This is a genomic window from Pseudomonas helvetica (assembly GCF_039908645.1).
GTDB classification, from domain to species: Bacteria; Pseudomonadota; Gammaproteobacteria; order Pseudomonadales; family Pseudomonadaceae; genus Aquipseudomonas; species Aquipseudomonas helvetica.
Genome location: NZ_CP150917.1, coordinates 4130461 through 4156369, shown reverse-complemented (window position 1 = coordinate 4156369; position 25909 = coordinate 4130461). Strand labels below are relative to the sequence as shown.

Genomic DNA, 25909 nt, shown 5'->3' with positions numbered 1-25909 from the left:
GGACGGCAAAGCCGTCCCAACAACGACGGCTGCTACGCCGCCGAGCGGGAGCAAGCTCCCTCGCCACGGGTTTTGTATGTGCCGTTAGTGATTTGAGTTACAGGCAGCCAACTCCTGCACGATCTCGCTGAATCCCGGGCGCGCCAGCACGTCTGGCTGACAGCAGCGGCTCTGCAAATCCATCAAGCGCTCACGGCGTTCAATGCTCAAGCCTGAGTCGATCCGCTCCAGCAACTCACCCAACAGAATCCCGAAGGCCCGCACTTCGATGCGTTGCAGCGCGCGCGTTTCAAGGGTGTCAGACGTGGCATGGAAGGACGCCGCGCCGAAGTCGCCCAACAGGCAATCGCCGTGCTCATTCCACAACGTATTGTGGCCGTACAGGTCGCCGTGAGTGATGCCCTGCTGGTGCAGGTGCGCAGCCGCCGAGGCAATGCCGCTGGCGATCCGCAGCGCCACCGCTGCACTGAAACGGGTGTCCTCTGCGTACACATCACGGCTGCAGGAGGCCAGGCTCGGTAACGCCGCCAGGTTACGATAGCTCGGCTCGATCAAGTGCATGACCAACCCGGCCTGAGCCTGCGGATGCCCGACGATCCGCCCCTCGACCTTGATCAGGTTGGGATGAATACCTGCGGTGATGCAGGCATTCATTTCATGCAGCGGTGAGCCGTCGCTGGTCATGTGCCCCTTGTAGAGTTTCACTGCGACCTTGCGCGCTGGCTGCGACGGTTGCTCCCACACGGCCTGGTGAATCACCCCGGAAGCGCCTTCGCCCAATTGTTGCTGCAGGTTCAGTTGCGACCAGGGAATGTTCGGCGTGGCTTCGAGCGCGGCGGCATCGGCCTCGGTTTCCAGCGGGTTGCCGGCGTACGCCAACCAAGCCAGCCCGGGCAATGTCAGCAACCACTGCGGCAGTTCGGTCATGCGGTTGGCGGCGATGCGGATCAGCTCCAGCTGATGGCACTGGCTCAAGCTTGCAGGCAGGCTTTGCAGATGGTTGCCGGCCAGCATCAATTTTTGCAGGTGCGACCGTTCGCCCAATTCGCTTGGCAATTCGCTGATGCAGTTGTCGGTCAGGATCAACCAGCGCAGCAGCGGTGGCAGCGCGGCGGCCGGGACTCGCTCAAGGCGATTGGTCTTGAAACCGATCATCGTCAGTTGCGCGCATTGACCGAGGCAGGTCGGCAACTCGCGGAACTGATTGTCCGAGCAGAACAGCACGCGCAGATGCGTCAGGCGATGCAGGTCATCCGGCAAGCTGCTCAAGGCATTACCGCTGAGGTTGAGCACCTCCAGGGTGTCTGCCAGGTCGAAGATTTCCCGGGGGAAGTCGGTCAGGCCGCACGACAGATCCAGACGTTTGAGCCCTGCAAGCGCGCCGGCCCGCAGTTGTGCAAGGGTATGCATGAACACATCCAACCAATGAGAAGAGAACGGCAAGTCGCCCACAAAAAACGCCGCCATGATAACGGCAAAATCCGCTGCACTGGACGCTTTATAGCGCTGGCCCGACGTCCACCAACTGCCCCAGGCGACTGCGGGTGCGCGCCAGGTCGATGGCGTCACCGCCCAAGTGCTCACGCAGCGGCCGTTCGCCGAGCAGGATCAGGCGCTTGTCCTGGTCGTAGAGCACGTCGATCAGGTTGATGAAGCGCTGTTGGGTCGCAATCGAGCAGTCCGCCAGATCGGGCAGTGCCTCGATGATCCAGGTGTCGAAGCGTCGGCACAGTTCCAGGTAATCCATCACGGCCGTGGGTTGTTCGCACAGGTCGTTGAAGGTGAAGGCAATGGTTCGACCCTCGCAATGCAGAGCCTGTAGCTGGCGAGTACCGACCGGCAGGATGATGGCCGAAGTGTCCGGTTGCGGCAGCTTCAAGGCCTGACGTTGCAAGGTCGTGGTTGGCCACAGGTATTCACCTTGGGTGAATACCTGCTGCGAATGAGGTTGTACCTGACTGCGATAATCATGAGGGCCGCCGACTTCCATGACCTGCATATGCGCATGGATCAAGTCGATGACCGGTTTGAAGCGTGCATGGTAGAGCGGATTTGGTAACAAGCCCTGAGGCGGGTAGTTGGACGTGACCAATAGCAGGACACCGCGCTGGAATAGCGCTTTGAACAAGCGTGCGATGAGCATCGCGTCGCCGATGTCATGTACATGAAACTCGTCGAAACACAGCACCCGACAGTCCTTGAGCAGTTCATCCATGGTGCTTGCCAGCGCATCGGTGTGTGCTCGATGGCGAAACATGCCCTGATGCAATTGCACAAAAAAGTCATGGAAGTGCAGGCGTTGTTTTTCGGCCACCGGCAAGGCCTGGAAAAAACCATCGAGCAGCCAGCTCTTGCCACGGCCGACCGCGCCATGCAGATAAAGGCTTCGAGGTGCCTGCACAGGCGCGCGACTGCCGGGCAGTGCGCTCGCCAGTTGCGCCATGCAGTCGATAACCCGTTGCTGGCTGTGGCTGAGGGTGTAGCCCTGAGCATGAGCCTTGTGGCGAAAGTAGTCGTGGATGATTTGAGCGCTTTCGCCATTGTTTTCAGGAGCGATGGGGGACTTGCCAAGAAACCTGCGCAGGGCCGGCCAATGTGGTTTGAGTCGTGAGCGGTTTGGCGGGATAGCCAAGTGTTGTCCCCCGTGGTCTTTATGCCTGCTTCCCTTGAGCGACGGCGATGCGATTTTAACCAGGCGGTAAGTTTTCCTTCCAGCTGTGTCGATGAAAGTCAGAGTGGTTCGACAAAAACAGGCGGCTGGTACCGCTTTTTGCCTTTGGAAATCACTGTGCAGTCGGCCTGATTCGATGTGAGCATTAGAACTTCAGCTCTTGCTTGAGCATCTGCGTCGCCGGATCCCGGGCCTCGCTGACCATCGCGTAGTTGTACCCGGGCCCAGACCAGTACTCGGCCTGCAACTCGCCGTCGCTGCGACTGCCGCGTGGCAGCAGGTAGTTTTTCGGGCCTGGCGGACGGACGTAGAAACTGATCTTGCGGCCGCTCTGGTCCTCGTACATCACCATCGCTGCGGGACCTTGCTCGGTGCTCAGCAACCGTCCGCTGACCGGTTTGAACCCCGAGTTGGCGAGGTTCGGCAGGCGATCGGCCCGGGAAAAATAACGGTCGAGCCAGCCCTGCATATCACCGTCATCGGTGACGGTGTAATCAGCCGGCAGGATGCCTTGCTGGGCGAACATCCGGTACGCCTGCATCGCATCGGTCATCGGCAGTGCTGCGCCAACCATGGTCATTTCCCGTGCTTGCCAGCCGCCCAGGCCACCGACGCTGACCACGATCAGCAACACGGCGGCGCTGGCCAAGTGGCGGCGGGACTGTCGTTTCAGACGCTGGCGAATCACGCTGGGGTTGAGGTTCGGGTTGGGCGGTTGCTGCAAGGCGCCACTCAAGGCAGCGCGCAGTTGCTGGGCGTCCTGTTGCCAAGCCTGAACCTGCTCGGCAACGTGCGGATTGGCCGCCAGGTACGTTTCCACCAGTCGCCGGTCCGCGTCGTCGAGTTGATGGTCGACGTAGGCGTGCAGGTCATTGACGCTTGGGGGCATGCTGATCATTTGAGTATCCGCAAAGAGGGGCTGGTGATTTCGCCATCGCTGAGTTGGCGCAAGGCCTGGCGAGCGCGGGACAGACGAGACATCACCGTGCCGGTAGGAACGTCGAGAATCTCGGCGACCTCCTTGTAACTCAAGCCTTCCACCGAGACCCAGAGCAACAGCGCGCGTTGCTCGGTGGCCAGTTTGTCGAAGGCTTGCAGCGTCGATTGCGCCAACACCGTGCGCTCGACCGAGGGCTGGGCATCGTCGCGACCGGTGAAGAACTCAAGCATTCGCGCGTAGCGCCTTGAGCGTCGATGGGCGTCGAGAAACTGTCGATACAGAATCGAAAACAGCCAGGCGCGCAAATCGCCGTCCGGGCGTTTGTCGCCCCATCCCGACAGCGCCCGCTCCAGGCACGACTGCACCAGATCGTCAGCGTTGCTGGGGTTGCGCGTCAGCGACACGGCAAAACGCCGCAGCCTGGGGATGAGTTCACGTAACGGTTCGTCGAGATCGTTCATGGAATGCTGGCTAGTCATTACGCTTTGGATCAGGAAGACGTCCGGCAGTGGAGGTTATTCCAGCAGTGGAAAAATAAACACCGGGTCAGGGAATAAACCTCTGCGGGCTTCGTCTGATTGATCCTTTCCACCGGTGGCCCACGGCCCTGGAGATGTTCACATGGTTGATCGTTCACCGCCGCCACGGCCAGACAAAATCCCCTTGAGCCGCATGAGCCTGGCTTTGCGCCTGGCCGGTATCGGCGCAGTAGTCGCTGCCCTGGCCGGGGCTTTTGCCTACGTCAATGGCACGTTTGACCCACAGCGTCTGACACCAAAAGCGCTGGTCGACGTGCTGGAGAAAAACAATGGTGTACACCCGGGCTTTCGGCGCAATCACGCCAAGGGCGTGTGCGTGGCCGGGTATTTTGAAAGCACCAGCGAGGCGCGCCCGTATTCAACCGCCCAGGTCTTCAGCGCGGCGCGAACGCCGGTTGTCGGGCGTTTTGCGTTGCCCAGCGGCAATCCTTATGCACCGGACAGCAGCGTACCGATCCGCAGCCTGGCGTTGCGCTTCAAGCAGGCCAATGGTCAACAATGGCGCACGGGAATGAACAGCATGCCGGTGTTCCCGGTGGGCACGCCTGAAGCCTTCTATCAGCTACAACAGGCCCAGACACCCGATCCGGCCACCGGCAAACCCAATCCTGCGAGCGTCCCGGCGTTTTTTGCCACACACCCGGAAACCGCGCCTTTCCTGCAATGGGTCAAGAGCGCCAAGCCGTCGGCCAGTTACGTGACCGAGACCTACAACGGCATCAACGCTTTCTATCTGGTCAACGCCGCGGGTCAGCGTCAGGCAGTGCGCTGGAGCGTGGTTCCCGTGGCGCGTGATGCGGTCGGCGCCAGTGCCCCTGAAGGTGCGGACTTTCTTGAAAAGGATTTGCTCCAGCGCTTGAAGAGCGGGCCGTTGCGTTGGCAGCTGAATATGACGCTGGCCACGGCTGCCGACCCGACCAACGACGCCAGCAAGGCCTGGCTGGGTGAGCGCAAGATCCTGAACGCCGGGACGCTGGTGCTGGAAAGCGCCCAGGCGCAAAACGATGGCGAATGCCGCGACATCAATTACGACCCGCTGGTCTTGCCGAGCGGTATCGAGGGTTCCGATGACCCGTTGCTGGCCGCACGTTCGGCAGCTTATGCCCGTTCTTACCTGCGTCGAACCGCTCAAGTCGACCAGTTACCCACCGCCAAACAGGAGTCGCCACAATGAGCGCGCACCCTCATCATTTCACTCCGCTGGCGCGGCTGCTGCATTGGCTGATGGCGGTGATGATCATCGCCATGCTGTTTATCGGTGCCGGCATGGTCGCGTCAGTCTCCGAACGCCATGAATGGCTGATCCACCTGCACAAACCATTGGGTATCGCCATTTTGTTGCTGGTGATCGTGCGTCTGTTTGTACGCTTCTCGACTCGCCAGCCGCCGTTGCCGGCAGACTTGCCGGGCTGGCAAGTACTGGCAGCCAAGGCATCGCATGGGCTGCTTTACGCGTTGATGCTGATTTTGCCGTTGCTGGGTTGGGCGATGATCTCGGCGGCAGGGGACCCGGTGATGCTCGGCAGTTCGTGGCAATTGCCCGCGATTGTGCCGGCGAATGCGTTGCTGTTTGCCTTTCTACGCAGGGCCCACGGTTATCTGGCGTACCTGCTGTTTCTGACCGTTCTGTCGCACCTGGCAGCGGCGTTGTTCCATGGCTGGGTGCGTCGTGACGGGGTGTTGCAAAGCATGTTGCACAGCAAGGATCACTGATTGGCTGGCACGGCGCATCGCTCAGGTGCGCCGCTTTTCAGCGTCAGCAGCCAATAGACCAGCGCCACAGCGTTGATCCCCGCGCCCAACAGCGCCGCCGCCGAGTGAAAAAATGGCTGCACGCCGTACCGGCAGGCAGCCATTGAGAGGCATCAACGCAGGGTGCCGACCATCTCCGCAATCGTCGACAACACATCCTTGCCCAACTGCATCGAACGCTTGCCCGACCAGCCGGTGCGGGCATTCGGTGCGTCGTTGTTGTCCTTGAATGGCATCTCCAGCGTCAACGACAGGCAATCGAACTTCTCACCGACGCTGTTGCAGGCCAGGGTCATATTGGCTTTGCCCGGGAGGTCGCGGGTGTAGCCATGAGTGGTCTGGAAGTCGCGGGTCAGGTGTTTCAAATGACTGCGAAAGTGCTCTTCGAGTTTTGCAATGCGCGGCGTGTAGCCTGGGTTGCCTTCGCAGCCAGCAGTGAACACGTAGGGGATTTCTTCATCACCGTGGATATCGAGGAACAGGTCGACACCGTACTTCTCCATCTGCTGTTGAACGAAGAGTACTTCCGGGCTGGCGTCCTGGCTCGCGCTCTGCCATGCGCGGTTGAGGTCCTTGCCCATGGCGTTGGTCCGCAGGTGACCATGGAAAGCGCCGTCCGGGTTCATGTTTGGTACCAGATACAAATCGGCACTGGCCAGCAGTTTGTTCAACTCAGGATCATTGTGCTGTTGCAGACGTTCGATGACACCTTCCATGAACCACTCGGCCATGTGTTCGCCAGGATGCTGCTGGGCAATGATCCAGATCTTGCGCTGGCCCTCGGCGCCGCTGCCTTTGCGCAACAATTGAATATCCCGACCTTCGACGCTTTTGCCGGTGGCCAGCAGTTCGGTGCCAGCCTTGCTCAACGCCTGGTCGATCAGCCAATCGTGGCGTCCGCGGCTGTAGGGTTCAAAGTAGGCGAACCAGGCGTGAGTCTCGGTGGCTTCGAGGCTGAAGCGCAGGCAGTCGCCTTCAAAGATCGTCGGCACACGGAACCAGTTGACGTGGTCATACGAGGCCACCGCCTGGTAACCGTCCCATGCCTTGTGATAGGAGGATTTACTGGCGTTGTTCAGTCGAAACCAATGTTCCTGGCCGACGTGCAGACCACTGGCCTTGAAGTGAAACCACTGGAAATGCTGACTGCGGGTATCGGGTTTGATGGCCAGCAAGGCCTGTAGCGGATTGCTGATGTCCAGCACCTCGATGTTGCCGCTGTCGAAGTTGGCGGTGATCTCAAAGGAGCGGTGGGCCACGGTCATAATCTATTCCTGAGTATGATTTTTATGGCTGTTACTTTACACGCAAGGGTGGGAAAGCCGAGGGCAATTTGCGCGGGGATAAAATGGGGGCGTCGTCCTTGACGCAGCCGCAGCTTAGTGTTTATGCGATTGATTCTCAAGTGCTATTTTTGGCGCCCTAAAGCCCGTGCTTGAGCGGTCTGTTGCAAAAAGATGCTCTTTTGATATCATCCGCGCCATCGAATTCAGCAGCACCCGACTTCATTAGCCTGAAGCCATAGCCAGAATAACTGGCAAAAAAAAAGACCCGGCAAAAAGCCGGGTCAAAAACCGTGATTAGCCTGATGAGGAGATATTCCAGGAGTCCGACCTAAGGTCTCTTGGTCTATCGACTGATCTCGCGACCAGCTGCATGCAATAATAATCATTATCATTTGCAAGTCAAATGTTTTCACCTGCCTTATAGGAAGAATTTTTCCTGTGGCTGCCCAAAACGTCTGTGGCGTGAGTCAGATCGCAGCGTTTTCTAATCGTGTTTTCCTGTTCATCCTTTCTGGTCACCGTCCAGGGACCTGTCCACCATGGCCTTGGCCATGTCGATCATGTGTACGACTGAAAATGCCAGATCGCGGCTTGCGCCATGCAGGTTGTCTGCCGACTCATAAGCAGTCGCGGCCGCACAGCGCAGCAAATCCGATGCATGGACCAGAGCTTCTTCGCTGCTGATGTTACGGTTTACATCGAAGAATCGCTCCGCGACTTCGAATTCTGAAACAGTTGGTTTCAAGTAATAGTCCAGGGCGCGTTGGGCTGCTGCACAGCCCTTGAGCGAGGTGAAGTTCGCGTCGATTTCTTGTTCGGCCGTGTCTTTGCGGGTGATGTCCATGGTGGGTAATGCTCCGTGGGTGGGGCGATTGGGTAATTCGAATCCTAGTACAAACTGTATTCATGACGAAAAATTAAATACTACAATGTGTGTGTTGAGGGTCCGACTACGCGAAGTATTGTTCCGCCCATGGATAAATGGATTGAGTTGGTCAAGGCCAAGATGAGTGAGCTCAAAATCACTCAGGAAAAGCTCGCAGAGCGTCTCGCAATGTCTCAGGGCGGCATCGGCCATTGGCTGAACAAGCGTCGCCAGCCCAGCCTCGAGGATATGAACCGGGTGCTTCGGGAGTTGGGGCTGGGGTTTCTCGAAGTCGCCCTGGTGATCAGGGAACCCGAGCTTGCGAGTGACGAGCCGCAAGAGGGCGATTACGAGGTGTCGCTGGCGCAAAAGTACAACCCGTACTTCCGTTACCCGGTCAGTGACTGGCAGGGTATCAGTGAGGTGCGCGAGGCTGCGCCGGCTGCTTATGCCAAGGGGCGTCACGAGTTATCGGATTATCACGCCCAAGGCCCGGCGTTCTGGCTGGTCGTGGTCGGCGATGCAATGACCGCACCGAGCGGTATCAGTATTGCGCAAGACATGTTGATTCTGGTCGACCCGGCGGTTGAAGCCGTGCCCGGTAAACTGGTGATCGCGCAGTGGCCAGACAGCGCCGAAGCGACGTTCCGCAAATTGATCGAAGAGGGCGGTCAACGGTATCTCGTGCCGCTGAATCCGACTTACCCGAAAGCCCTGTTTACCGACGAGTGCCGAATTATCGGAGTCGTGGTGCAGGCAACTGCCAAGTTCTAGTCAGGCAGGTCCTACGGCGTAGGACCTGTCATCAGGCCGCGATTATTCCAGCTCCACCAGCGCAGTGCCTTCGTTGACCATCTCGCCCTCCTGGCAATACAAGGCTTTGACCACGCCTGCATGGGGCGCACGAATGCTGTGCTCCATTTTCATGGCTTCCAGTACCACCAGTTGCGCACCGGTTTCGACCGTTTGCCCTGGCGTTACCAATACACGGACGATGCTGCCATTCATTGGCGCGGTCAGACCGCCCTGATGACTATGGCTGGCTTCGACCGCGGCGATAGGGTCGTAAAGCTTGATGCAGCGCAGCTCACCCTCCCATTGCAGGTACAGGGTTTCAGCCTGACGGATGGCGCGATGCTGACGGCGCAAGCCGTGATGCTCGACCAGCAATTGCTCACCGTTGAGCTCGGCGTTACGAGTGTCGGCCGGTGCCAGGGTGATGGCCCGGTCCTGGTCTTCGCAGCTTAAGTGCAGCGTGGTTTCTGCCGGCAACCCGGCACGGAAACCGCTGCCAACGGCCCATGGTGAACCCGGGTCATCGGCGCGTACGTGGTGTGCCTGGCTTTGCGCAAAGGCTTGGGCAGCGGCTTGCCAGAACGCATCGCTGAGTTCGTTTGGCGCTGGCAGCAATTGGTCCTGATAACGTGGGATGAATCCTGTATCCAGCTCAGCCGCAGCGAAGGCCGGGTGTCCGATGATTCGGCGCAGGAAGTTGATGTTGGTCTTCAGCCCGCCAATGGCGAACTCATCCAGCATGCTCAGCAGCCGCAAACGTGCCTGTTCGCGGTCCTCGCCCCAGGCGATGAGCTTGCCAAGCATCGGATCGTAGAAGGGCGAAATGCTGTCGCCTTCCTCGACACCGCTATCGACGCGCCGACCCGGGCCCGCGGCCGACTCGCGGTACAGCGCCAGGTGTCCGGTGGCCGGCAAGAAGTCATTGCTCGGGTCTTCGGCGTACAAACGCACTTCAATCGCATGGCCGAGCAATGGCACCTGCGCCTGAGTCATGGGCAGCGGCTCGCCTTGGGCGACGCGAATCTGCCACGCCACCAGGTCGAGACCGGTGATGGCTTCGGTGACCGGGTGTTCGACCTGCAGGCGCGTGTTCATCTCCATGAAGAAGAACTCACCGCGCGAATCCAGCAGAAATTCCACGGTGCCTGCGCCGACATAACCGATCGCTTGCGCCGCGCGGACTGCCGCTTCACCCATGGCTTTGCGCAGTTGCGCGCTCAGGCCGGGGGCCGGCGCCTCTTCGACGACTTTCTGGTGACGACGTTGAATCGAGCAATCACGTTCGTTGAGGTACAGGCAGTTACCGTGCTGATCAGCGAAGACCTGGATTTCCACATGCCGTGGTTTGAGCAGGTACTTTTCCACCAGCATCCGCGAATCGCCGAACGAAGATTGCGCTTCACGCTGCGCCGAGGCCAGTGCTTCAGCCAATTGGCTGATATCCTCGACCACTTTCATGCCTTTTCCACCGCCACCGGCAGTCGCCTTGAGCAGCACCGGATAGCCGATGCGCTCGGCGGCATCGCGGAAGGTTTCCAGGTCCTGAGCTTCGCCGTGATAACCCGGTACCAGCGGCACACCCGCAGTTTCCATCAAGGCTTTGGCGGCGGATTTGCTGCCCATGGCGTCAATGGCCGAAGCGGGTGGGCCGAGGAAAATCAAACCGGCGGCTTCAATGGCGCGCGCAAATCCGGCGTTCTCCGAGAGAAAACCATAACCCGGGTGAATCGCCTGAGCGCCGCTGGCCTTGGCGGCAGCGAGCAGTTTGTCGATTTGCAGGTAGCTGTCAGCGGCTTTGCTGCCACCCAGGTCGACGCGGATGTCTGCCTCGCGACTGTGCCGCGCATCGCGATCGGTAGCGCTGTGCACGGCCACGGTGGTCAGGCCCAGCGCCTTGGCGGTGCGCATCACTCGGCAGGCAATTTCACCACGGTTGGCCACCAGCAAGGTGGTGAGAACAGGCGCGCTCATCAACGCAGCTCCTTGGTGGTGGATTCGGACTGCCAGCTTGGCGGACGTTTTTGCAGGAACGCCCGCAAGCCTTCCTGACCTTCAGGGCTGACACGAATTCGGGCGATTGCGTTTTCACAGTAGCGGCGCAACGCCGGGTTCAAGGAACCGTTGCCGACTTCACGCAGCAGCTCCTTGCTTGAGCGCATGGCGTGTGGGCTATTGAGCAACAGATTGTTGATCCACTGTTCGACCTGCGACTCCAGTTCGCTGGCCGGATAGCTTTCGCTGAGCAGGCCGATTTCCTGAGCACGTTGGCCACTGAAGCGTTCAGCTGTCAGTGCATAACGGCGCGCGGCCCGTTCGCCGATGGCTTGCACAACGAAAGGGCTGATCACCGCCGGCGCCAGGCCGATGCGCACTTCCGACAGGCAGAATTGCGCGTCATCGGCACCAATCGCCATGTCGCAGCAACTGATCAAGCCCAAAGCGCCGCCATAGGCCGCGCCCTGGACAACCGCCAGCGTCGGGATTTTCAGCTTGGCCAGGTTGTACATCAACTCAGCCAGCTCGCGAGCGTCGTCAAGGTTGGTGTGGTAATCGAGTTCGGCCGATTGCTGCATCCAGGCCAGGTCAGCGCCAGCGCTGAAATGCTTGCCACGTCCGCGCACCAGCAGAAAACGCAGGCTCGGGTTGCTCTGGACCTTGTCCAGCGCGAGGATCAGTTCGCGGATCATTTCGGCGTTGAAGGCGTTGTTTTTCGCCTCGCGACTCAACCACAGCGTGGCGAAACCACGCTGGTCGGTCAGCAGTTCGAGGGTATTGAAGTCGCTCATGGTTTTCTCCAGATCACATCCGGAACACGCCGAAGCGGCTCGGTTCGATAGGTGCATTCAGCGATGCAGACAAGGCCAGGGCCAGCACGTCGCGGGTTTGCGCCGGGTCAATGACGCCGTCGTCCCACAACCGGGCGCTGGAATAGTAGGGGTGGCCCTGTTCTTCGTACTGATCGAGGATCGGTTGCTTGATCTCGGCTTCCTGGGCGTCGGAGAACGGATGACCGCTGCGTTCAGCCTGTTCGCGCTTGACCTGAACCAGCACGCCCGCGGCTTGCTCGGCGCCCATCACGCCGATTCGCGCGTTCGGCCACATCCACAGGAACCGCGGATCGTAGGCCCGTCCACACATGCCGTAGTTACCGGCGCCGAAGCTGCCGCCGATGATCACAGTGAATTTCGGCACCTTGGCGCAGGCCACGGCGGTGACCAGTTTTGCGCCGTGCTTGGCAATGCCGCCAGCTTCATACTTCTGGCCGACCATGAAGCCGGTGATGTTCTGCAGGAACAGCAATGGAATCCCGCGCTGGCAGGCCAGTTCGATGAAGTGCGCACCTTTCTGCGCAGCTTCGGCGAAGAGGATGCCGTTGTTGGCGAGAATCGCGATCGGGTAGCCGTGCAGGTGTGCGAAACCACAGACCAGCGTCGTACCGAACAGCGCCTTGAATTCGTCGAACACTGAGCCGTCCACCAGTCGCGCAATCACTTCACGCACGTCGAACGGTTGCTTGGCATCGGCCGACACCACGCCGTACAACTCGTCGCTGCTGTAGAGCGGTGCGATTGGCGTAAGTTGTTGCAGTTCACCGAGTTTGCGCCAGTTGAGGTTGGCAACGCTGCGCCGAGCCAGGGCCAACGCGTGTTCGTCGCTGTCGGCATAGTGGTCGGCTACACCGGAAATCTTGCAGTGCACATCGGCACCGCCCAGGTCTTCGGCGCTGACCACTTCACCGGTCGCGGCTTTCACCAGTGGCGGGCCGGCAAGGAAAATCGTCGCCTGCTGACGGACCATGATCGCTTCATCGGCCATGGCCGGCACATAGGCGCCACCGGCAGTGCAGGAGCCCATGACCACAGCGATCTGCGGGATGCCCATGGCGCTCATGTTGGCCTGGTTGAAGAAGATCCGCCCGAAGTGCTCACGGTCCGGGAACACTTCATCCTGACGTGGCAGGTTGGCGCCGCCGGAGTCGACCAGGTAGATGCACGGCAGGCGATTCTGTTGGGCGATGGTCTGGGCGCGCAGGTGTTTTTTTACCGTCAGCGGGTAGTACGAACCGCCTTTCACGGTCGCGTCGTTGGCGACGATCATGCATTCGACGCCTTCGACCCGGCCGATGCCGGCGATCACTCCGGCGGCGGGGACATCTTCGCCGTAGACCTCGTAAGCGGCCAGTTGGCTGATTTCCAGAAAGGGCGAACCGGGGTCGAGCAGGCGATTGATCCGCTCACGAGGCAGCAGTTTGCCGCGTGAGGTATGCCGTTCCTGGGCCTTGGCGCCGCCGCCTTGCCGGACCTGAGCGAGCAGGGTGTGCAAGGCGTCGACCTGGGCAAGCATCGCCGCGCTGTTGGCCGCGAACTCCGCCGAACGGGGGTTGAGCTGGGTGTGCAGGATTGCCATGGACAGCTCCGTTAGCGGGTTTCGTTGAAGAGTTCACGACCGATCAGCATGCGACGGATCTCACTGGTGCCCGCACCGATTTCATACAGCTTGGCGTCACGCAGCAGACGGCCGGCTGGGAATTCGTTGATGTAGCCGTTGCCACCCAGAATCTGGATCGCATCGAGGGCCATTTGCGTGGCGCGTTCAGCGCTGTAAAGGATTACGCCGGCAGCGTCCTTGCGGGTGGTTTCGCCACGCTCGCAGGCTTGAGCCACTGCGTACAGGTAGGCGCGGCTGGCGTTGAGCTGGGTGTACATGTCGGCGACCTTGCCCTGGATCAGCTGGAATTCGCCGATGCTTTGGCCGAACTGTTTGCGGTCGTGGATGTACGGAACGATGAGGTCCATGCAGGCCTGCATGATCCCGGTTGGCCCGCCGGAGAGCACCACGCGCTCATAATCGAGGCCGCTCATCAGCACTTTCACGCCACCGTTGAGCACGCCCAGGATGTTTTCTTCCGGGACTTCAACATCATCGAAGAACAGCTCGCAGGTGTTCGAGCCGCGCATGCCGAGCTTGTCGAATTTGTTGCTGCGGCTGAAACCTTTCCAGTCGCGTTCGACGATAAATGCTGTGATCCCGTGCGGGCCCTTTTCCAGGTCGGTCTTGGCGTAGATCACGTAAGTGTTGGCGTCCGGGCCGTTGGTGATCCAGGTCTTGCTGCCGTTGAGCACATAGTGGTCGCCACGTTTGTCGGCGCGCAGTTTCATCGAAACCACGTCGGAGCCGGCGTTCGGCTCGCTCATGGCGAGGGCGCCGATGTGCTCGCCGCTGATGAGCTTCGGCAGGTATTTGGCTTTCTGTTCGTGGGTGCCGTTGCGGTTGATCTGATTGACGCAGAGGTTGGAATGCGCGCCGTAGGACAGGGCGACCGAGGCCGAGCCACGGCTGATTTCTTCCATGGCCACCACGTGCGCCAGATAGCCTAGGCCGGCGCCGCCGTATTCTTCTGGAACGGTAATCCCCAGCAACCCCATGTCACCGAATTTACGCCACAAGTCAGCCGGGAACAGGTTATCGATATCGATCTGTGCTGCGCGCGGGGCGATCTCTTTGCTGACGAAGGCGCGGACCTGGTCACGCAGCATGTCGATGGTTTCGCCGAGGGCAAAGTTCAGGGTCGGATAGCTCATGGGGCACCTTCAAACTTGTTTTTATAAATGGAGAATCGGCCTGCATAGCGCGCCGAATCGACTGTCACCTTTACGTTAACGTAAGCCTGTGACGAATGGCTGTCAATCACCCTTTACGTTAACGTCAACTTGAGCGACTCTGTAGGCGCCGAGCTTGCTCGCGATGAACGATAGCGCGGACTTTCAGTAACGCCGGGGCAGCCCTGTTACAGGCAAGCCTCGCTCCTAAAATAAAGACAATAGGGGTCGTCATGGATCAACACAGTGCTCCCCCACAGCACAGCTACAGCCGTGGTTCACAGGACAAAGCCTTGCTGGCGATGACCATTGGCCAAGCGTTCGATAACACCGTCGCGAAGTATCCTCACGGTGATGCATTGGTGGTGCGTCATCAGCAACTTCGCTACAACTGGGCGCAATTGGCCGAAGCGGTCGATTTGCATGCCAGAGCGCTATTGGCGCTGGGTTTGCAGGCGGGGGACCGTCTCGGCATCTGGGCGCCAAACTGCGCGCAGTGGTGCATCAGCCAGTTTGCCAGCGCGAAGATCGGGGTGATTCTGGTCAACATCAATCCGGCTTATCGCAGTTCCGAACTCGAGTACGTGCTGAAGCAGTCCGGTTGCCAATGGCTGGTGTGTGCCGGCTCGTTCAAGACGTCCGATTACCACGCCATGCTGCAAGGCCTGGCACCGGAACTGGCCGAGCAATCCATTGGCCACCTGCACTCTGAGCGTTTGCCGGATTTACGCGGCGTGATCAGCCTCGACGCGCAGCCGCCATCAGGCTTTTTGCCGTGGTCGCAATTGGCGGATCTCGGTGCCGGGGTGCCGGTTGAACAGCTCAAGGCACGGCAAAACAGCCTGCATTTCGACCAGGCGGTGAACATTCAATACACCTCCGGCACCACCGGATTTCCCAAGGGCGCGACCCTCAGTCACTACAACATCCTCAACAACGGTTACATGGTTGGCGAAAGCCTCGGGCTGACCGCCGATGATCGCCTGGTGATCCCGGTGCCGCTGTATCACTGCTTCGGCATGGTCATGGGCAACTTGGGTTGCATCACCCATGGCAGCACCATGATTTACCCCAACGACGCCTTCGACCCGTTGCTGACGTTGACCACTGTTGCGCAAGAGAAAGCCACCGCGTTGTACGGTGTGCCGACCATGTTCATCGCCATGCTCGATCAACCGCGCCGTGCAGAGTTTGACCTGTCGACGTTGCGTACCGGGATCATGGCCGGGGCAACGTGCCCGATTGAAGTCATGCGTCGGGTTATCAGCGAGATGCACATGAGCGAAGTGCAGATTGCCTACGGCATGACGGAAACCAGTCCGGTGTCGTTACAGACCGGTCCGTCAGACGATTTGGAACTGCGCGTCACCACGGTCGGCCGCACCCAGCCGCAGTTGGAAAGCAAAATCATTGATGAGGCGGGCAATCTGGTGCCCCGTGGAACCATCGGTGAACTGTGCACTCGCGGTTACAGTGTGATGCTCGGTTATTGGAACAACCCGCAAGGCACGGCCGAGGCGATCGATCAGGCTGGCTGGATGCACACTGGCGATCTGGCGACCATGAACGAAGAGGGTTACGTCTGCATCGCCGGACGTAACAAGGACATGATCATTCGTGGTGGCGAGAATATTTACCCGCGGGAGCTGGAAGAGTTCTTCTTCACCCATCCAGCGGTGGCGGATGTGCAGATCGTCGGTATTCCATGCGAGAAGTACGGCGAGGAGATCGTTGCCTGGATCAAGTTTCACCCGGGCCACAGCGCCACTGAGCAAGAGCTGCAAACCTGGTGCAAGGAGCGCATCGCGCACTTCAAGACGCCGCGCTACTTCAAGTTCGTCGAGGAGTTTCCGATGACCGTGACCGGCAAGATCCAGAAGTTCCGGATGCGCGAGATCAGTATCGAAGAGCTGAAAGCCAATAAAGGCTAACGACAATCCTGTGGGAGCGAGCTTGCTCCCACAGGATACGCGGCCAAAACCTGAACGCCAGACAGCACAAAGGGGAGCCGAAGCTCCCCTTTAATTTGTCGTTGCCTGCTCTTTTTTTATTATTAAGGGGCGGTCTGTTGTTGTTTTTGGCAACCGTGACCCTTTACCGCTGTTTCGGGCGACCCCCATCCGGGGTCAAGAGCAAACGTATTTTTTTGAGCGCTGATCTGCTTTTTCGCCAAGCGATCCAACCAGTTCGGGAGCTACCTGAAGGTAGTTTTATTGTTCTCTGCCCGGTTGCGGGTTACTGCAAGCAGCACCCTGAAAAGCACACCTTCTCCAAAAAAATCTGTTAGCTGCGTCTCTGCCGTGTTGTTTTTGTTATGTCAGAGTCGTTACGTCTTATTTTTATTAGGTTTGCTGCTTTTTATTCTTGTTATGCCATAGAGATAGCAGAAGCCATGCCAACTTTTTAAAGTCCTTTAAAATCAAGCAATTAACATTTTGTAGGACAAATCGTTCATAAAAATTCGGTCAGGTTGTTTCCGTGTTACTCGTTTTGTTGCGGGTGCGGTAACACCCCCGACACATCACTGGGCGCTACGGGCCTTGGCCACGCGTGAACCGGTAGGACGGCCCAGGACGTTGCAGATCTGCTGGCCGGCCAGAATCAGTTTGTCCATGTCGACGCCGGTCTCGATACCCAGGCCGTTGAGCAGGTACAGCACGTCTTCGGTGGCAACGTTACCGCTGGCGCCTTTGGCATACGGGCAGCCGCCGAGGCCGGCGATAGAACTGTCGAATACCGCAATCCCTTCCAGCAGGCTGGCATAGATGTTGGCCATGGCCTGACCGTAGGTGTCGTGGAAATGCCCGGCCAGTTTGTCCCGTGGCACGTCGGCTGAAACCACCTCGAACATCTTGCGCGTTGCGCCGGCGGTGCCGGTACCGATGGTGTCGCCAAGAGAGACCTCGTAGCAGCCCATCGCATACAGCTCGCGTGCAACCAGGGCAACTTGCTCGGGCGCCACGTCACCCTCGTAAGGGCAGCCGAGCACACAGGACACGTAACCGCGCACACTGACCCCGTGTTGCCGGGCGGCCTCCATGATCGGCACGAAGCGCGCCAGGCTTTCGCTGATCGAGCAATTGATGTTGCGTTGCGAGAAGGATTCGGACGCGGCGGCGAATACCGCGACTTCCTTAACCCCGGCAGCCACCGCGTCTTCGAACCCGCGCAGGTTCGGCGCCAGTGCACCGTAGGTCACCCCGGGCTTGCGCTGGATCTGCGCGAAAACCTCGGCCGAGCCGGCCATTTGCGGTACCCATTTCGGCGAAACGAAACTACCGACTTCTATATAGCCAAGGCCAGCGGCGCTGAGTGCATCGACCAACTGCACCTTGTCTGCAACGCTGATGGGCTGGGCTTCGTTCTGCAGACCATCGCGTGGACCGACTTCGATCAGGCGTACATGGGTGGGGAGGGGCATAAGGAATTCACCTGTTGTTTTGAGAGCGTGGGAACGATCAGATAGCCTGCTGGCTCTTGATCGTCTGTTCCAGCGCCTGGACACAGCGTTCTTCGGCGGTGTCGAGTTCCAGTTTCATCTGCTCGATGTCCAGCAATTGCTGTTCAAGCTGTTCACGGCGTTCGGTGATTTTCGCCAGCATGCTGTGCAGCTGTTTCTGATTGCCGCTGGAGGGATCGTAAAGCTCGATCAGTTCGCGGCACTCGGCCAGGGAAAAACCGATGCGCTTGCCACGCAGGATCAGCTTCAGGCTGACCTTGTCACGTGGCGAGTAGATACGTTCCTGGCCGCGACGCTCGGGGCTCAGCAGGCCTTGCTCTTCGTAAAAGCGAATGGCGCGAGTGGTGATGTCGAGCTCGCGGGCGAGGTCGGAAATACTATAGGTCTGGCTGCTCATGGGCGCGCTCGAAAAAGAGGTCATGGCGCTAAGCTAATTCCAGCTTGACGTAAACGTCAAGCAGATCGAGCACCTGTAGGAGCGGGGGGACGCCTAGTTCTTGCCCGCGATGAACGATTACACGGGCGATCAGGTGCACCGCAGCGACCCCATCGCAGGCAAGAACTAGGCGTCCCCCCGCTCCTACATTTTGTCGAGCTTCTTCTCATGCGCCGTCACTTGCTGGCACAACTCGATCATCTGCTCACGCATCCAGCGGTTGGCCGGGTCCTGGTCGGTGCTTTCGTGCCAGTAGAGGTGGGTCTCCACCGGCGGCACATCATTGACCGGCAGATAGAAGGCATGCAGGTCATGACGCCGGGCAAAACGCTCGGGCACGGTCATTACCATGTCGGTTTGCTGCAACACCTGGGAGGCCATCAGGTAGTGCTGCGAGCGCAGGGCGATCTTGCGCTGGATGCCCATTTTGCCCAAGGCCAGGTCGACATAACCGAGACCACTGCGGCGGCTGGAAATGTGCACATGGGTCAGTGACAGGTAGTCGTCGAGGCTGAACTTTTCCTTGCTCGCCATCGGATGGCCCTTGCGCATGGCACACACGTAGCGATCTTCCATCAACTTGACGTGACGCACTTGCGGATCGGTGTTGAGCGGTGCATCGACGGCAAAGTCCAGGCGGCCAGCGGCGAGTTCCTTGGTGGTCTCGCGGCGTTTCGACAGAAAACTCTCGATGATCACCGTCGGCGCCAGGCGTCGCAGGCGCTGGAACAGCGGCGGCAGGATCACCGCCTCGGTGAGGTCGGTCATGCTGATGCGATAGGTCTTGACCGCCTGCAACGGGTTGAAAATCCGGCTTTCCTGCACCGATACCCGCAGCAGCGACAGCGCGTTGCGCACCGGACCGATGATGTTTTGCGCCATGGGCGTGGGCACCATGCCCTGGGCGGTACGCACGAACAATGGGTCGTTGAAGGTCTCGCGCAGGCGGGCCAGAGCGTTCGACACCGCAGGCTGGGTAATGCCGACAATTTGCCCGGCGCGGGTCAGGTTGGCTTCGGTGTAGATCGCGTCAAAGACGATGAAAAGATTGAGGTCAACCTTGCTTAGGTTCATGGCGTTTCGCTCTTGGCTTTTGTTATTGGAGCAGGGGGCTCGATCAGTCGATCATATATCGGTGATGAATGTTAATACACGCCGAGAATAGGCTAGGTAAATTATCAACGCTGATCTAGCATCGATTCATGACCTCAACAACGTCTTCAACACCTCGTCAAAAAAGGTAGCTGCCCATGGATTTCGCCTATTCCCCCAAGGTCCAGGAACTGCGTGAACGCGTGACTGCGTTCATGGATGCTTACGTTTATCCAGCCGAAGCGGTGTTCGAATGTCAGGTCGCTGAAGGCGATCGCTGGCAGCCGACGGCGATCATGGAAGAGCTGAAAAACAAGGCCAAGGCTGAAGGCTTGTGGAACCTGTTTTTGCCGGAATCCGAACTGGGCGCCGGCCTGACCAACCTGGAATACGCGCCATTGGCGGAAATCATGGGCCGCTCCTTGCTCGGGCCTGAGCCGTTCAACTGTTCGGCGCCGGATACCGGCAACATGGAAGTGTTGGTGCGCTACGCCAATGAAGAACAGAAGCAGCGCTGGCTGGAGCCGCTGCTGCGCGGCGAGATCCGCTCGGCGTTCGCCATGACTGAACCGGACGTGGCGTCCTCCGACGCCACCAACATGGCCGCTCGTGCAGTGCGCGATGGTGACGAATGGGTGATCAACGGCAAGAAGTGGTGGACCTCCGGCGCATGCGATCCACGCTGCAAAATCCTGATTTTCATGGGCCTGAGCAACCCCGACGCACCGCGTCACCAGCAGCATTCGATGATCCTGGTGCCGGTGGATACGCCTGGCGTGAAGATCGTTCGTCCGCTGCCGGTGTTCGGTTACGACGACGCACCTCACGGTCACGCCGAAGTGCTGTTCGAGAACGTCCGTGTGCCTCATGAGAACGTGTTGCTGGGTGAGGGCCGTGGCTTCGAAATCGCCCAGGGGCGCCTTGGCCCAGGCCGGATTCACCACTGCATGCGCTCGATCGGCATGGCGGAGCGCGCACTGGAGTTGATGTGTAAGCGCTCGATCAACCGCACCGCCTTCGGTAAACCGCTGGCACGCTTGGGCGGCAATATCGACAAGATCGCCGACTCGCGGATGGAGATCGACATGGCGCGGCTGCTGACCCTCAAAGCCGCCTACATGATGGACACCGTGGGCAACAAAGTGGCGAAAAGCGAAATCGCCCAGATCAAGGTGGTGGCGCCGAATGTGGCCTTGAAGGTGATCGACCGGGCGATTCAGATCCACGGTGGTGCGGGTGTCTCCAACGATTTTCCGCTGGCCTACATGTACGCCATGCAACGTACGCTGCGTCTGGCCGATGGCCCGGACGAAGTGCACCGCGCAGCGATCGGCAAGTTTGAAATCGGCAAATATGTGCCGAATGAAATGCTGCGCAGCGGGCACTAAGCCGCGGCGCTGTACATCACCCGCAAACGCAGTATTGCTGTGTTTGCGGGTGAGTGGATTGGCAATCACCCCTCACATCGACAGCGCTTTCACTTCGCGGCCAAACCGCTCCCGATACACCGACGGCGGCAGCCCGACCACGCTGCGAAACGCCACCCGAAAACTCTCCACCGAACGGTAACCACATTGCAGCGCGATGGACTCGGTGTTGTGCGCGCTGCTTTCCAGCAGTTCCCGGGCGCGTGCCAGCCGTTGTTGTTGCAGCCAGGATTTGGGCGAGGCACCGGTGGCTTCGCTGAACCGTCGTAAAAAAGTTCGCTCGCTCATCGCTGCCTGACTCGCCAGTTCGCGCACACCCAACGGTTCATGCAGGCGTTCGCGGGCCCATTGCATGACGCGCGACAGATCGCTGCGGGGAGTGCGGCTGACGGGGGCGGGAATGAACTGTGCCTGGCCGCCAGTGCGTTGCGGCGACATCACCAACCGGCGTGCCACCGAGTTGGCGACCTGGGTGCCAAAGTCCCGTGCCACCAGGTGCAGGCACGCGTCAATGCCGGCGGCGCTGCCGGCGGACGTGATCAACTGCCCCGCATCGACATACAGCACGTCGGGGTCGACCAGAATGTTCGGGAAGCGTTCGGACAGTTCCTCGGTATAACGCCAGTGAGTTGTTGCGCTCAGCCCGTCGAGCAACCCAGTGGCTGCGAGTACAAACACCCCGGAGCAGATCGACAGCAGCCGCGCGCCTCGGGCATGCGCTTGGCGCAGGGCCGAAAGTAGGGCTTCAGGCACTGGTTCAGTGCGGCTGCGCCAACCGGGAATGATGATGGTCCGCGCGATGTCCAGCAGCTCCATGCCGCCGTCCGCCAATACCTGAATGCCGCCCATGGCGCGCATCGGCCCCTGATCGACAGCGACGATCCGGTGTTCGTACCAAGGAAAGTCGAACTCTGGCCGTGCCAGCCCGAAGATCTCCACGGCAATCCCGAACTCGAAGGTGCAGAGACCGTCGTAGGCCAGAATCGCGACTAATCCGGGTTCAGTGTGCATTTGGCGGAAAATTCCCAGTGAGTGTCTTGTGCGCCACTCTAGCGGTATCGGCGAGTTGGATACAGTCCTCTCACGCCCACACACGCTTTGGAGAGCACCCATGACCAGCCTGGTTCGCGAAATTCCTGCCGCCCCATCCGCCGTTGCCCTGATGCATTTCAGCAACCGCCTGACCTTTGAAACCGACTGTTCCGACGTCTTTGGCAGCCAGCAGGCCGGTGATGTGGACTTCGTTCTGGTGGATGTGCGGGGTCCACTGGCGTTCGAGCGCGGACATGTGCCGGGTGCGATCAATATTCCTGGACGCTTGATCAGTGCTGAAGTACTGGCGGCTTACCCGAAAACCACGCTGTTCGTGGTGTATTGCGCCGGTCCGCACTGCAACGGCGCGAACAAGGCTGCGGTGAAGCTCGCGGCGCTGGAATACCCGGTCAAGGAAATGATCGGCGGAGTGACCGGCTGGCTGGATGAAGGCTTTGAACTTAGCCACCCGGTTGAACGCCCAACCAGTGCGGCAATCGGATGCGAGTGCTGATCACGACACGCCGTCGAGTCAGCTCTTGTGGCGAGGGAGCTTGCTCCCGCTCGGCTGCGAAGCAGTCGTAAACTTGCCAGTGCGTTCTCTCAGGATAAACGCATCAGCTTTATTGCGACCGCTTCGCGCTCGAGCGGGAGCAAGCTCCCTCGCCACAAGGGGGCATTGCTAGGTCCTGGACGCGGTTGCATGCCACTCATCCAGCGTCGCCTGCAACCAGTCGAACACTAGGCGGTAAGCGGTGCTGTCGTCCTGATCGCGGGGCAGGGGGGACTCATTGCCGAAGTGGGCATTGAGTAGCGCTACCGACTCGGCGTTCCATTCCGGATGAAACTGCAATCCCACGCGGGTCGAGCCGACGGCGTACATCTGCTGCTCACACTGGGCGCTGCTGGCCAGCAATCGGGCGTCGGGTGGCAGATCGATCGCGTCCTCATGCCATTCAAGCACGTTCAATGCGCGCCCATCGGCGAAGGTAACCGTGGTCCAGCCGGTTTCGGTCCGGGTCATTCGCCGCACATTCCCGCCCAGACTCAGGGCCAGCAATTGCGCACCCAGGCAAATGGCGAACACTGGCGCGCCCTGTGCGATTCTTGCGGCCAGCCACTTGCGCTCTTCTGCCAGCCACTGCGGACCTGCGTTGGCCTCATAAGGCCCGCCCAGAATGATCACTGGCGCAGCGCCTGCGGGTGGAAGCTGACCAAGGTCCGCGCGAAACACCTTCAGCGTCAGCCCTCGGGACTCGGCCCAGTCGTCGATAGCGCCCGGACCTTCGGCGGGGTGGTGCTGGATCAGGTTCAGCGAGGTCGATTGCTCGGGCATGGCGCGGCTCTCTGGTGGCGAAGGGTTGTACGGTCGGCTTTTCCGTCGGAACCTGTGGCATCTTGACTGAAAACGAGGCGTTTCTGAAGGCCGGTTACAGACGTCTGAAGGCAAACGCAAAGGTCACCAGGCAGAGTTCAACACAGGAGCCCGCCATGCAACGTATCGACCATCAATTGCCCTGGAGCCACCTCGGCACCGAGCGCAGCCTCAGTGTGTTTCGTTTTGGCGCGGGTCCGCGCAAGGTCTACATTCAGGCCAGCCTGCATGCCGATGAGCTGCCGGGCATGCGCACGGCCTGGGAGCTGAAGAAGCGTCTCACCGAACTTGAAGCCCAGGGCCAGCTCAACGGCGTTATCGAACTGGTGCCGGTGGCCAACCCGATTGGCCTGGACCAGCATCTGCAAAGCGCCCACATGGGCCGTTTCGAGCTGGGCAGCGGGAAGAATTTCAACCGGGCGTTCTACGAACTCAGCGGGCCGGTGGGGGAGTTGATCGGTTCGCAGTTGGGCAACGACGCCGAGGCCAACATCGCGTTGATCCGTCAGACCATGGGTCAGGTTCTCGACCGGTTACCGGCTCCGGCTTCACAGCTGGAAGCCCTGCATCGTTTGCTGTTGCGGCATGCCTGTGAGGCTGAGATCACCCTGGATCTGCATTGCGATTTCGAGGCGGTCATTCATCTTTATGCGCTGCCGCAACACTGGCCGCGGTGGCAGTCTCTGGCGGCGCGGTTGAAGGCCGGTGTGGCGTTGTTGTGCGAAGACTCCGGTGGCAGTTCGTTCGATGAGTCCTGTTCGTCGCCGTGGTTGCGGCTGGCCAAGGCGTTTCCAGAGGCGTCGATTCCACCGGCCAACCTGGCGACGACGCTGGAATTGGGGAGCATGGGTGACACGCGGGTTGATCAGGCTCAGGCCAATTGCGAGGCGATCCTCGGGTTTCTGGCAGAGCAGGGTTTTATTGCCGGGCAGTGGCCGCAAGCGCCGGATGAGTGCTGTGAGGGGATGCCGTTCGAGGGGACCGAGTATCTGTTTGCACCGCATCACGGGGTGGTGAGTTTTCTGCGTGAGGCGGGGGAGTGGGTCGAGAAGGGCGATGCGTTGTTTGAGGTGGTCGATCCGTTGAGTGATCGGGTGACGGTGGTGTGTGCCGGGACCAGCGGGGTGTTGTTTGCGCTGGATCGCGGGCGGTATACGCAGCCGGGGATCTGGCAGGCGAAGGTGGCGGGGCGGGAAGCGATTCGGGTTGGGAAACTGGTCAACGATTGAGTCTGGTCTGGCTGCCCCATCTCCTGTGGGAGCCGAGCTTGCTCGCGATGACGGCCTGACAGCCGGCCCATCTCCCGCAGATGTACACAGATCTACTGTGGGAGCTGAGCTTGCTCGCGATAGCGGCCTGACAGCCGGCCAATCTCCCGCAGATGTACATAGATCTACTGTGGGAGCTGGGCTTACCCGCGATGGCGGCCGGACAGCCGACCCATCTCTTGCAGATGTACATAGATCTACTGTGGGAGCTGAGCTTGCTCGCGATGACGGCCTGACAGCCGATCAACCTCTTGCAGGTGTACATATCCATTGCTGCGGTAACGGCCACTTGGGGTTTCGCCCTGACGGCGACTCCCTTTGGCAGACGCCCCAAAGGAAGCAAAGGTCTTCGCCCCAAGCGTACGGCACCTCGCCTAGGCTCGGCGTACCCTCACTCCGGTGTCCATCAGGGGGCATCGCCTACGGTCTGCTTCGCGACGACCTCCTCTCGATGTGTCCGGCTGCGCCGTACGGCGCTGCGCGCCCACCCCCCTGATGAACACCTGCGCTCGGCCTTCCGAAGGGGCGGGTGGATCAAGATCAACAGCGGCAGGCGAGCTAACGCTCGGCCTGTTGAGTGGTTGAGGCGGTTTTCGGGAGCGCTTCTTGTGGTGTTAGGCTCTGGGGCGAGCTCGCCGTATTTTTAAGGAAGGTCCATGTTCCGTTTTCTAGCTGTGTTGATGTTGATGGTGTCTTCCGTTGCCCATGCGGCGCTCAACGATGATTTGCCGTTGCCGTACCTTGAGCAGTCCAATCCTGATTCACGCAATCAGCCGTTGGTGATTTTTCTCCACGGTTCGGGCAGTAACGAAGAGGACCTGTTCGACATCAAGGACGAGTTGCCGGCGCAGTACACATATCTGTCGGTGCGGGCGCCGCAGGCGGTGGAGGCGGACAGTTATCAGTGGTTTCGCAAGAAGGGTGAAGGCGCCTATGACGGCGATACCGATGACCTGAATAGCAGCAGCGCGCTGATTGTCGATTTCGTGGCGCAGGCGGCGAAGAAGTATCACACGGAGGCCGACAAGGTGTTTTTGGTGGGGTTCAGCCAGGGCGCGATCATGTCGTATGAAGTTGCCTTGCGTCATCCCGAGACGGTACGCGGTATTGCGGCGTTGAGCGGCAAGGTTTTGCCAGTGTTGAGGTCGCAGCTCAAGGCCGACAAGGCGCTTGAGCCGTTGGCGATTTTCATCGGTCACGGGACGGCCGACCTGAAACTGCCCTACAGCGATGGCAGCGAGGCCAACAGCCTGTTGCAGGGCATTGCGCTCACGCCTGAGTTTCATGCCTATCCAGGCGTCGGCCACACCATCAGTGCGGCCGAAATGCAGGATTTGAACGCCTGGTTGCTGCGGATCAATCAGTAGCCGA

General features: G+C 59.8%; 24 protein-coding genes. 8 read left to right on the top strand and 16 right to left on the bottom strand.

All coding sequences use genetic code 11. The features are described from left to right. Window positions 1-84: 84 nt before the first annotated feature. The 4 genes from AABM55_RS19325 to AABM55_RS19310 all read right to left on the bottom strand — a co-directional run bounded on the left by AABM55_RS19325 (window position 85) and on the right by AABM55_RS19310 (window position 4072). Window positions 85-1410 carry a leucine-rich repeat-containing protein kinase family protein gene (locus AABM55_RS19325; protein ID WP_347930060.1) on the bottom strand — a complete coding sequence of 442 codons (1326 nt, stop codon included), beginning with the start codon at window positions 1408-1410 and terminating at the stop codon, window positions 85-87. A gap of 88 nt (window positions 1411-1498) precedes the next feature. After that, window positions 1499-2632, bottom strand: a complete 1134-nt coding sequence (gene zapE, locus AABM55_RS19320) for a cell division protein ZapE (RefSeq protein ID WP_347927352.1) — start codon at window positions 2630-2632, stop codon at window positions 1499-1501. Window positions 2633-2816: 184 nt separating this feature from the next. Beyond that, entirely contained in the window at window positions 2817-3569 is a 753-nt protein-coding gene (locus tag AABM55_RS19315; RefSeq protein ID WP_347927351.1) for an anti-sigma factor, read from the bottom strand. Then, window positions 3566-4072: a sigma-70 family RNA polymerase sigma factor gene (locus AABM55_RS19310; protein ID WP_347927350.1), complete on the bottom strand. Its 507-nt coding sequence runs from the start codon at window positions 4070-4072 to the stop codon at window positions 3566-3568. The genes AABM55_RS19315 and AABM55_RS19310 overlap by 4 nt, the downstream gene beginning before the upstream one ends. A 160-nt stretch (window positions 4073-4232) precedes the next feature. Between AABM55_RS19310 and AABM55_RS19305 the strand changes: the two genes are divergently transcribed. Beyond that, window positions 4233-5324: a catalase family peroxidase gene (locus AABM55_RS19305; protein ID WP_347927349.1), complete on the top strand. Its 1092-nt coding sequence runs from the start codon at window positions 4233-4235 to the stop codon at window positions 5322-5324. Then, window positions 5321-5863 (top strand): cytochrome b, encoded by a 543-nt coding sequence (locus AABM55_RS19300; protein ID WP_347927348.1) that lies wholly within the window; start codon window positions 5321-5323, stop codon window positions 5861-5863. Before AABM55_RS19305 ends, AABM55_RS19300 begins: the two co-directional genes overlap by 4 nt. Here the strand turns inward: AABM55_RS19300 and AABM55_RS19295 are convergent. From AABM55_RS19295 to AABM55_RS19285, 3 genes are all read right to left on the bottom strand, one after another. Beyond that, window positions 5857-6006 carry a hypothetical protein gene (locus AABM55_RS19295; RefSeq protein WP_347927347.1) on the bottom strand — a complete coding sequence of 50 codons (150 nt, stop codon included), beginning with the start codon at window positions 6004-6006 and terminating at the stop codon, window positions 5857-5859. The two genes, AABM55_RS19300 and AABM55_RS19295, sit on opposite strands and share 7 nt — an antisense overlap. Window positions 6007-6015: 9 nt before the next feature. After that, window positions 6016-7167, bottom strand: coding sequence for a M14-type cytosolic carboxypeptidase (locus tag AABM55_RS19290; protein WP_347927346.1), 1152 nt, complete (start codon window positions 7165-7167; stop codon window positions 6016-6018). Window positions 7168-7690: 523 nt separating this feature from the next. Next, the gene (locus tag AABM55_RS19285) at window positions 7691-8032 is read right to left on the bottom strand and encodes a DUF3077 domain-containing protein (protein WP_054596565.1); all 342 of its coding nucleotides are present in this window, start codon (window positions 8030-8032) and stop codon (window positions 7691-7693) included. Between the two features lie 129 nt (window positions 8033-8161). Between AABM55_RS19285 and AABM55_RS19280 the strand changes: the two genes are divergently transcribed. Continuing rightward, window positions 8162-8827, top strand: coding sequence for a LexA family transcriptional regulator (locus AABM55_RS19280; RefSeq protein ID WP_054596566.1), 666 nt, complete (start codon window positions 8162-8164; stop codon window positions 8825-8827). A gap of 42 nt (window positions 8828-8869) precedes the next feature. Here AABM55_RS19280 and AABM55_RS19275 read toward each other — a convergent pair whose 3' ends face one another. The 4 genes from AABM55_RS19275 to AABM55_RS19260 are packed head-to-tail and all read right to left on the bottom strand — an operon-like array spanning window position 8870 to window position 14430. Continuing rightward, window positions 8870-10819 carry an acetyl/propionyl/methylcrotonyl-CoA carboxylase subunit alpha gene (locus AABM55_RS19275; protein WP_347927345.1) on the bottom strand — a complete coding sequence of 650 codons (1950 nt, stop codon included), beginning with the start codon at window positions 10817-10819 and terminating at the stop codon, window positions 8870-8872. After that, window positions 10819-11634, bottom strand: a complete 816-nt coding sequence (locus AABM55_RS19270) for a gamma-carboxygeranoyl-CoA hydratase (protein WP_347927344.1) — start codon at window positions 11632-11634, stop codon at window positions 10819-10821. Before AABM55_RS19270 ends, AABM55_RS19275 begins: the two co-directional genes overlap by 1 nt. 13 nt (window positions 11635-11647) lie before the next feature. Beyond that, on the bottom strand, window positions 11648-13255 hold the full coding sequence (locus AABM55_RS19265) for a carboxyl transferase domain-containing protein (protein WP_103316176.1): 1608 nt from the start codon (window positions 13253-13255) through the stop codon (window positions 11648-11650). A gap of 11 nt (window positions 13256-13266) precedes the next feature. Beyond that, window positions 13267-14430, bottom strand: a complete 1164-nt coding sequence (locus AABM55_RS19260; protein ID WP_054596570.1) for an isovaleryl-CoA dehydrogenase — start codon at window positions 14428-14430, stop codon at window positions 13267-13269. Window positions 14431-14681: 251 nt separating this feature from the next. Here AABM55_RS19260 and AABM55_RS19255 point away from each other — a divergent pair, with 251 nt between their 5' ends. Continuing rightward, window positions 14682-16379 carry an AMP-binding protein gene (locus AABM55_RS19255; protein WP_347927343.1) on the top strand — a complete coding sequence of 566 codons (1698 nt, stop codon included), beginning with the start codon at window positions 14682-14684 and terminating at the stop codon, window positions 16377-16379. A 590-nt stretch (window positions 16380-16969) separates the two neighbouring features. On the opposite strand, the gene AABM55_RS19250 is transcribed toward AABM55_RS19255, so the two are convergent. The 3 genes from AABM55_RS19250 to AABM55_RS19240 all read right to left on the bottom strand — a co-directional run bounded on the left by AABM55_RS19250 (window position 16970) and on the right by AABM55_RS19240 (window position 19418). After that, window positions 16970-17869: a hydroxymethylglutaryl-CoA lyase gene (locus AABM55_RS19250; protein ID WP_347927342.1), complete on the bottom strand. Its 900-nt coding sequence runs from the start codon at window positions 17867-17869 to the stop codon at window positions 16970-16972. Between the two features lie 37 nt (window positions 17870-17906). Further along, on the bottom strand, window positions 17907-18305 hold the full coding sequence (locus AABM55_RS19245; RefSeq protein ID WP_054596574.1) for a MerR family DNA-binding transcriptional regulator: 399 nt from the start codon (window positions 18303-18305) through the stop codon (window positions 17907-17909). Between the two features lie 183 nt (window positions 18306-18488). Continuing rightward, entirely contained in the window at window positions 18489-19418 is a 930-nt protein-coding gene (locus AABM55_RS19240) for a LysR family transcriptional regulator (RefSeq protein ID WP_054596575.1), read from the bottom strand. Between the two features lie 176 nt (window positions 19419-19594). Here AABM55_RS19240 and AABM55_RS19235 point away from each other — a divergent pair, with 176 nt between their 5' ends. Continuing rightward, a complete protein-coding gene (locus AABM55_RS19235) occupies window positions 19595-20824 on the top strand; it encodes an acyl-CoA dehydrogenase (RefSeq protein ID WP_347927341.1) in 1230 nt (409 codons plus the stop codon). A 72-nt stretch (window positions 20825-20896) separates the two neighbouring features. On the opposite strand, the gene ftrA is transcribed toward AABM55_RS19235, so the two are convergent. Next, the gene (ftrA, locus tag AABM55_RS19230; RefSeq protein ID WP_347927340.1) at window positions 20897-21874 is read right to left on the bottom strand and encodes a transcriptional regulator FtrA; all 978 of its coding nucleotides are present in this window, start codon (window positions 21872-21874) and stop codon (window positions 20897-20899) included. A gap of 100 nt (window positions 21875-21974) precedes the next feature. Between ftrA and AABM55_RS19225 the strand changes: the two genes are divergently transcribed. After that, a complete protein-coding gene (locus AABM55_RS19225) occupies window positions 21975-22409 on the top strand; it encodes a rhodanese-like domain-containing protein (RefSeq protein ID WP_347927339.1) in 435 nt (144 codons plus the stop codon). 168 nt (window positions 22410-22577) lie between these two features. On the opposite strand, the gene AABM55_RS19220 is transcribed toward AABM55_RS19225, so the two are convergent. Then, a complete protein-coding gene (locus AABM55_RS19220) occupies window positions 22578-23231 on the bottom strand; it encodes a type 1 glutamine amidotransferase (protein ID WP_347927338.1) in 654 nt (217 codons plus the stop codon). Window positions 23232-23386: 155 nt separating this feature from the next. On the opposite strand from AABM55_RS19220, the gene AABM55_RS19215 reads away from it, so the two are divergent. After that, complete coding sequence (locus AABM55_RS19215; RefSeq protein WP_347927337.1) at window positions 23387-24499, top strand: succinylglutamate desuccinylase/aspartoacylase family protein; 1113 nt, start codon at window positions 23387-23389, stop codon at window positions 24497-24499. A gap of 695 nt (window positions 24500-25194) precedes the next feature. Further along, window positions 25195-25905: a dienelactone hydrolase family protein gene (locus AABM55_RS19210; protein WP_347927336.1), complete on the top strand. Its 711-nt coding sequence runs from the start codon at window positions 25195-25197 to the stop codon at window positions 25903-25905. The last annotated feature ends 4 nt before the right edge of the window (window positions 25906-25909 follow it).

What these genes read in the sequence shown, in the direction of transcription:
- AABM55_RS19210 (WP_347927336.1), top strand. Translation starts at nt 25,195, where the DNA reads ATGTTCCGTTTTCTAGCTGTGTTGATGTTGATGGTGTCTTCCGTTGCC.
- AABM55_RS19270 (WP_347927344.1), bottom strand. Translation starts at nt 11,634, where the DNA reads ATGAGCGACTTCAATACCCTCGAACTGCTGACCGACCAGCGTGGTTTC.
- AABM55_RS19260 (WP_054596570.1), bottom strand. Translation starts at nt 14,430, where the DNA reads ATGAGCTATCCGACCCTGAACTTTGCCCTCGGCGAAACCATCGACATG.
- AABM55_RS19265 (WP_103316176.1), bottom strand. Translation starts at nt 13,255, where the DNA reads ATGGCAATCCTGCACACCCAGCTCAACCCCCGTTCGGCGGAGTTCGCG.
- AABM55_RS19310 (WP_347927350.1), bottom strand. Translation starts at nt 4,072, where the DNA reads ATGAACGATCTCGACGAACCGTTACGTGAACTCATCCCCAGGCTGCGG.
- AABM55_RS19240 (WP_054596575.1), bottom strand. Translation starts at nt 19,418, where the DNA reads ATGAACCTAAGCAAGGTTGACCTCAATCTTTTCATCGTCTTTGACGCG.
- AABM55_RS19315 (WP_347927351.1), bottom strand. Translation starts at nt 3,569, where the DNA reads ATGATCAGCATGCCCCCAAGCGTCAATGACCTGCACGCCTACGTCGAC.
- AABM55_RS19295 (WP_347927347.1), bottom strand. Translation starts at nt 6,006, where the DNA reads ATGGCTGCCTGCCGGTACGGCGTGCAGCCATTTTTTCACTCGGCGGCG.
- AABM55_RS19290 (WP_347927346.1), bottom strand. Translation starts at nt 7,167, where the DNA reads ATGACCGTGGCCCACCGCTCCTTTGAGATCACCGCCAACTTCGACAGC.
- AABM55_RS19325 (WP_347930060.1), bottom strand. Translation starts at nt 1,410, where the DNA reads ATGCATACCCTTGCACAACTGCGGGCCGGCGCGCTTGCAGGGCTCAAA.
- AABM55_RS19275 (WP_347927345.1), bottom strand. Translation starts at nt 10,819, where the DNA reads ATGAGCGCGCCTGTTCTCACCACCTTGCTGGTGGCCAACCGTGGTGAA.
- AABM55_RS19305 (WP_347927349.1), top strand. Translation starts at nt 4,233, where the DNA reads ATGGTTGATCGTTCACCGCCGCCACGGCCAGACAAAATCCCCTTGAGC.
- AABM55_RS19215 (WP_347927337.1), top strand. Translation starts at nt 23,387, where the DNA reads ATGCAACGTATCGACCATCAATTGCCCTGGAGCCACCTCGGCACCGAG.
- AABM55_RS19250 (WP_347927342.1), bottom strand. Translation starts at nt 17,869, where the DNA reads ATGCCCCTCCCCACCCATGTACGCCTGATCGAAGTCGGTCCACGCGAT.
- AABM55_RS19280 (WP_054596566.1), top strand. Translation starts at nt 8,162, where the DNA reads ATGGATAAATGGATTGAGTTGGTCAAGGCCAAGATGAGTGAGCTCAAA.
- AABM55_RS19225 (WP_347927339.1), top strand. Translation starts at nt 21,975, where the DNA reads ATGACCAGCCTGGTTCGCGAAATTCCTGCCGCCCCATCCGCCGTTGCC.
- AABM55_RS19245 (WP_054596574.1), bottom strand. Translation starts at nt 18,305, where the DNA reads ATGAGCAGCCAGACCTATAGTATTTCCGACCTCGCCCGCGAGCTCGAC.
- AABM55_RS19220 (WP_347927338.1), bottom strand. Translation starts at nt 23,231, where the DNA reads ATGCCCGAGCAATCGACCTCGCTGAACCTGATCCAGCACCACCCCGCC.
- AABM55_RS19300 (WP_347927348.1), top strand. Translation starts at nt 5,321, where the DNA reads ATGAGCGCGCACCCTCATCATTTCACTCCGCTGGCGCGGCTGCTGCAT.
- AABM55_RS19235 (WP_347927341.1), top strand. Translation starts at nt 19,595, where the DNA reads ATGGATTTCGCCTATTCCCCCAAGGTCCAGGAACTGCGTGAACGCGTG.
- ftrA (WP_347927340.1), bottom strand. Translation starts at nt 21,874, where the DNA reads ATGCACACTGAACCCGGATTAGTCGCGATTCTGGCCTACGACGGTCTC.
- AABM55_RS19255 (WP_347927343.1), top strand. Translation starts at nt 14,682, where the DNA reads ATGGATCAACACAGTGCTCCCCCACAGCACAGCTACAGCCGTGGTTCA.
- AABM55_RS19285 (WP_054596565.1), bottom strand. Translation starts at nt 8,032, where the DNA reads ATGGACATCACCCGCAAAGACACGGCCGAACAAGAAATCGACGCGAAC.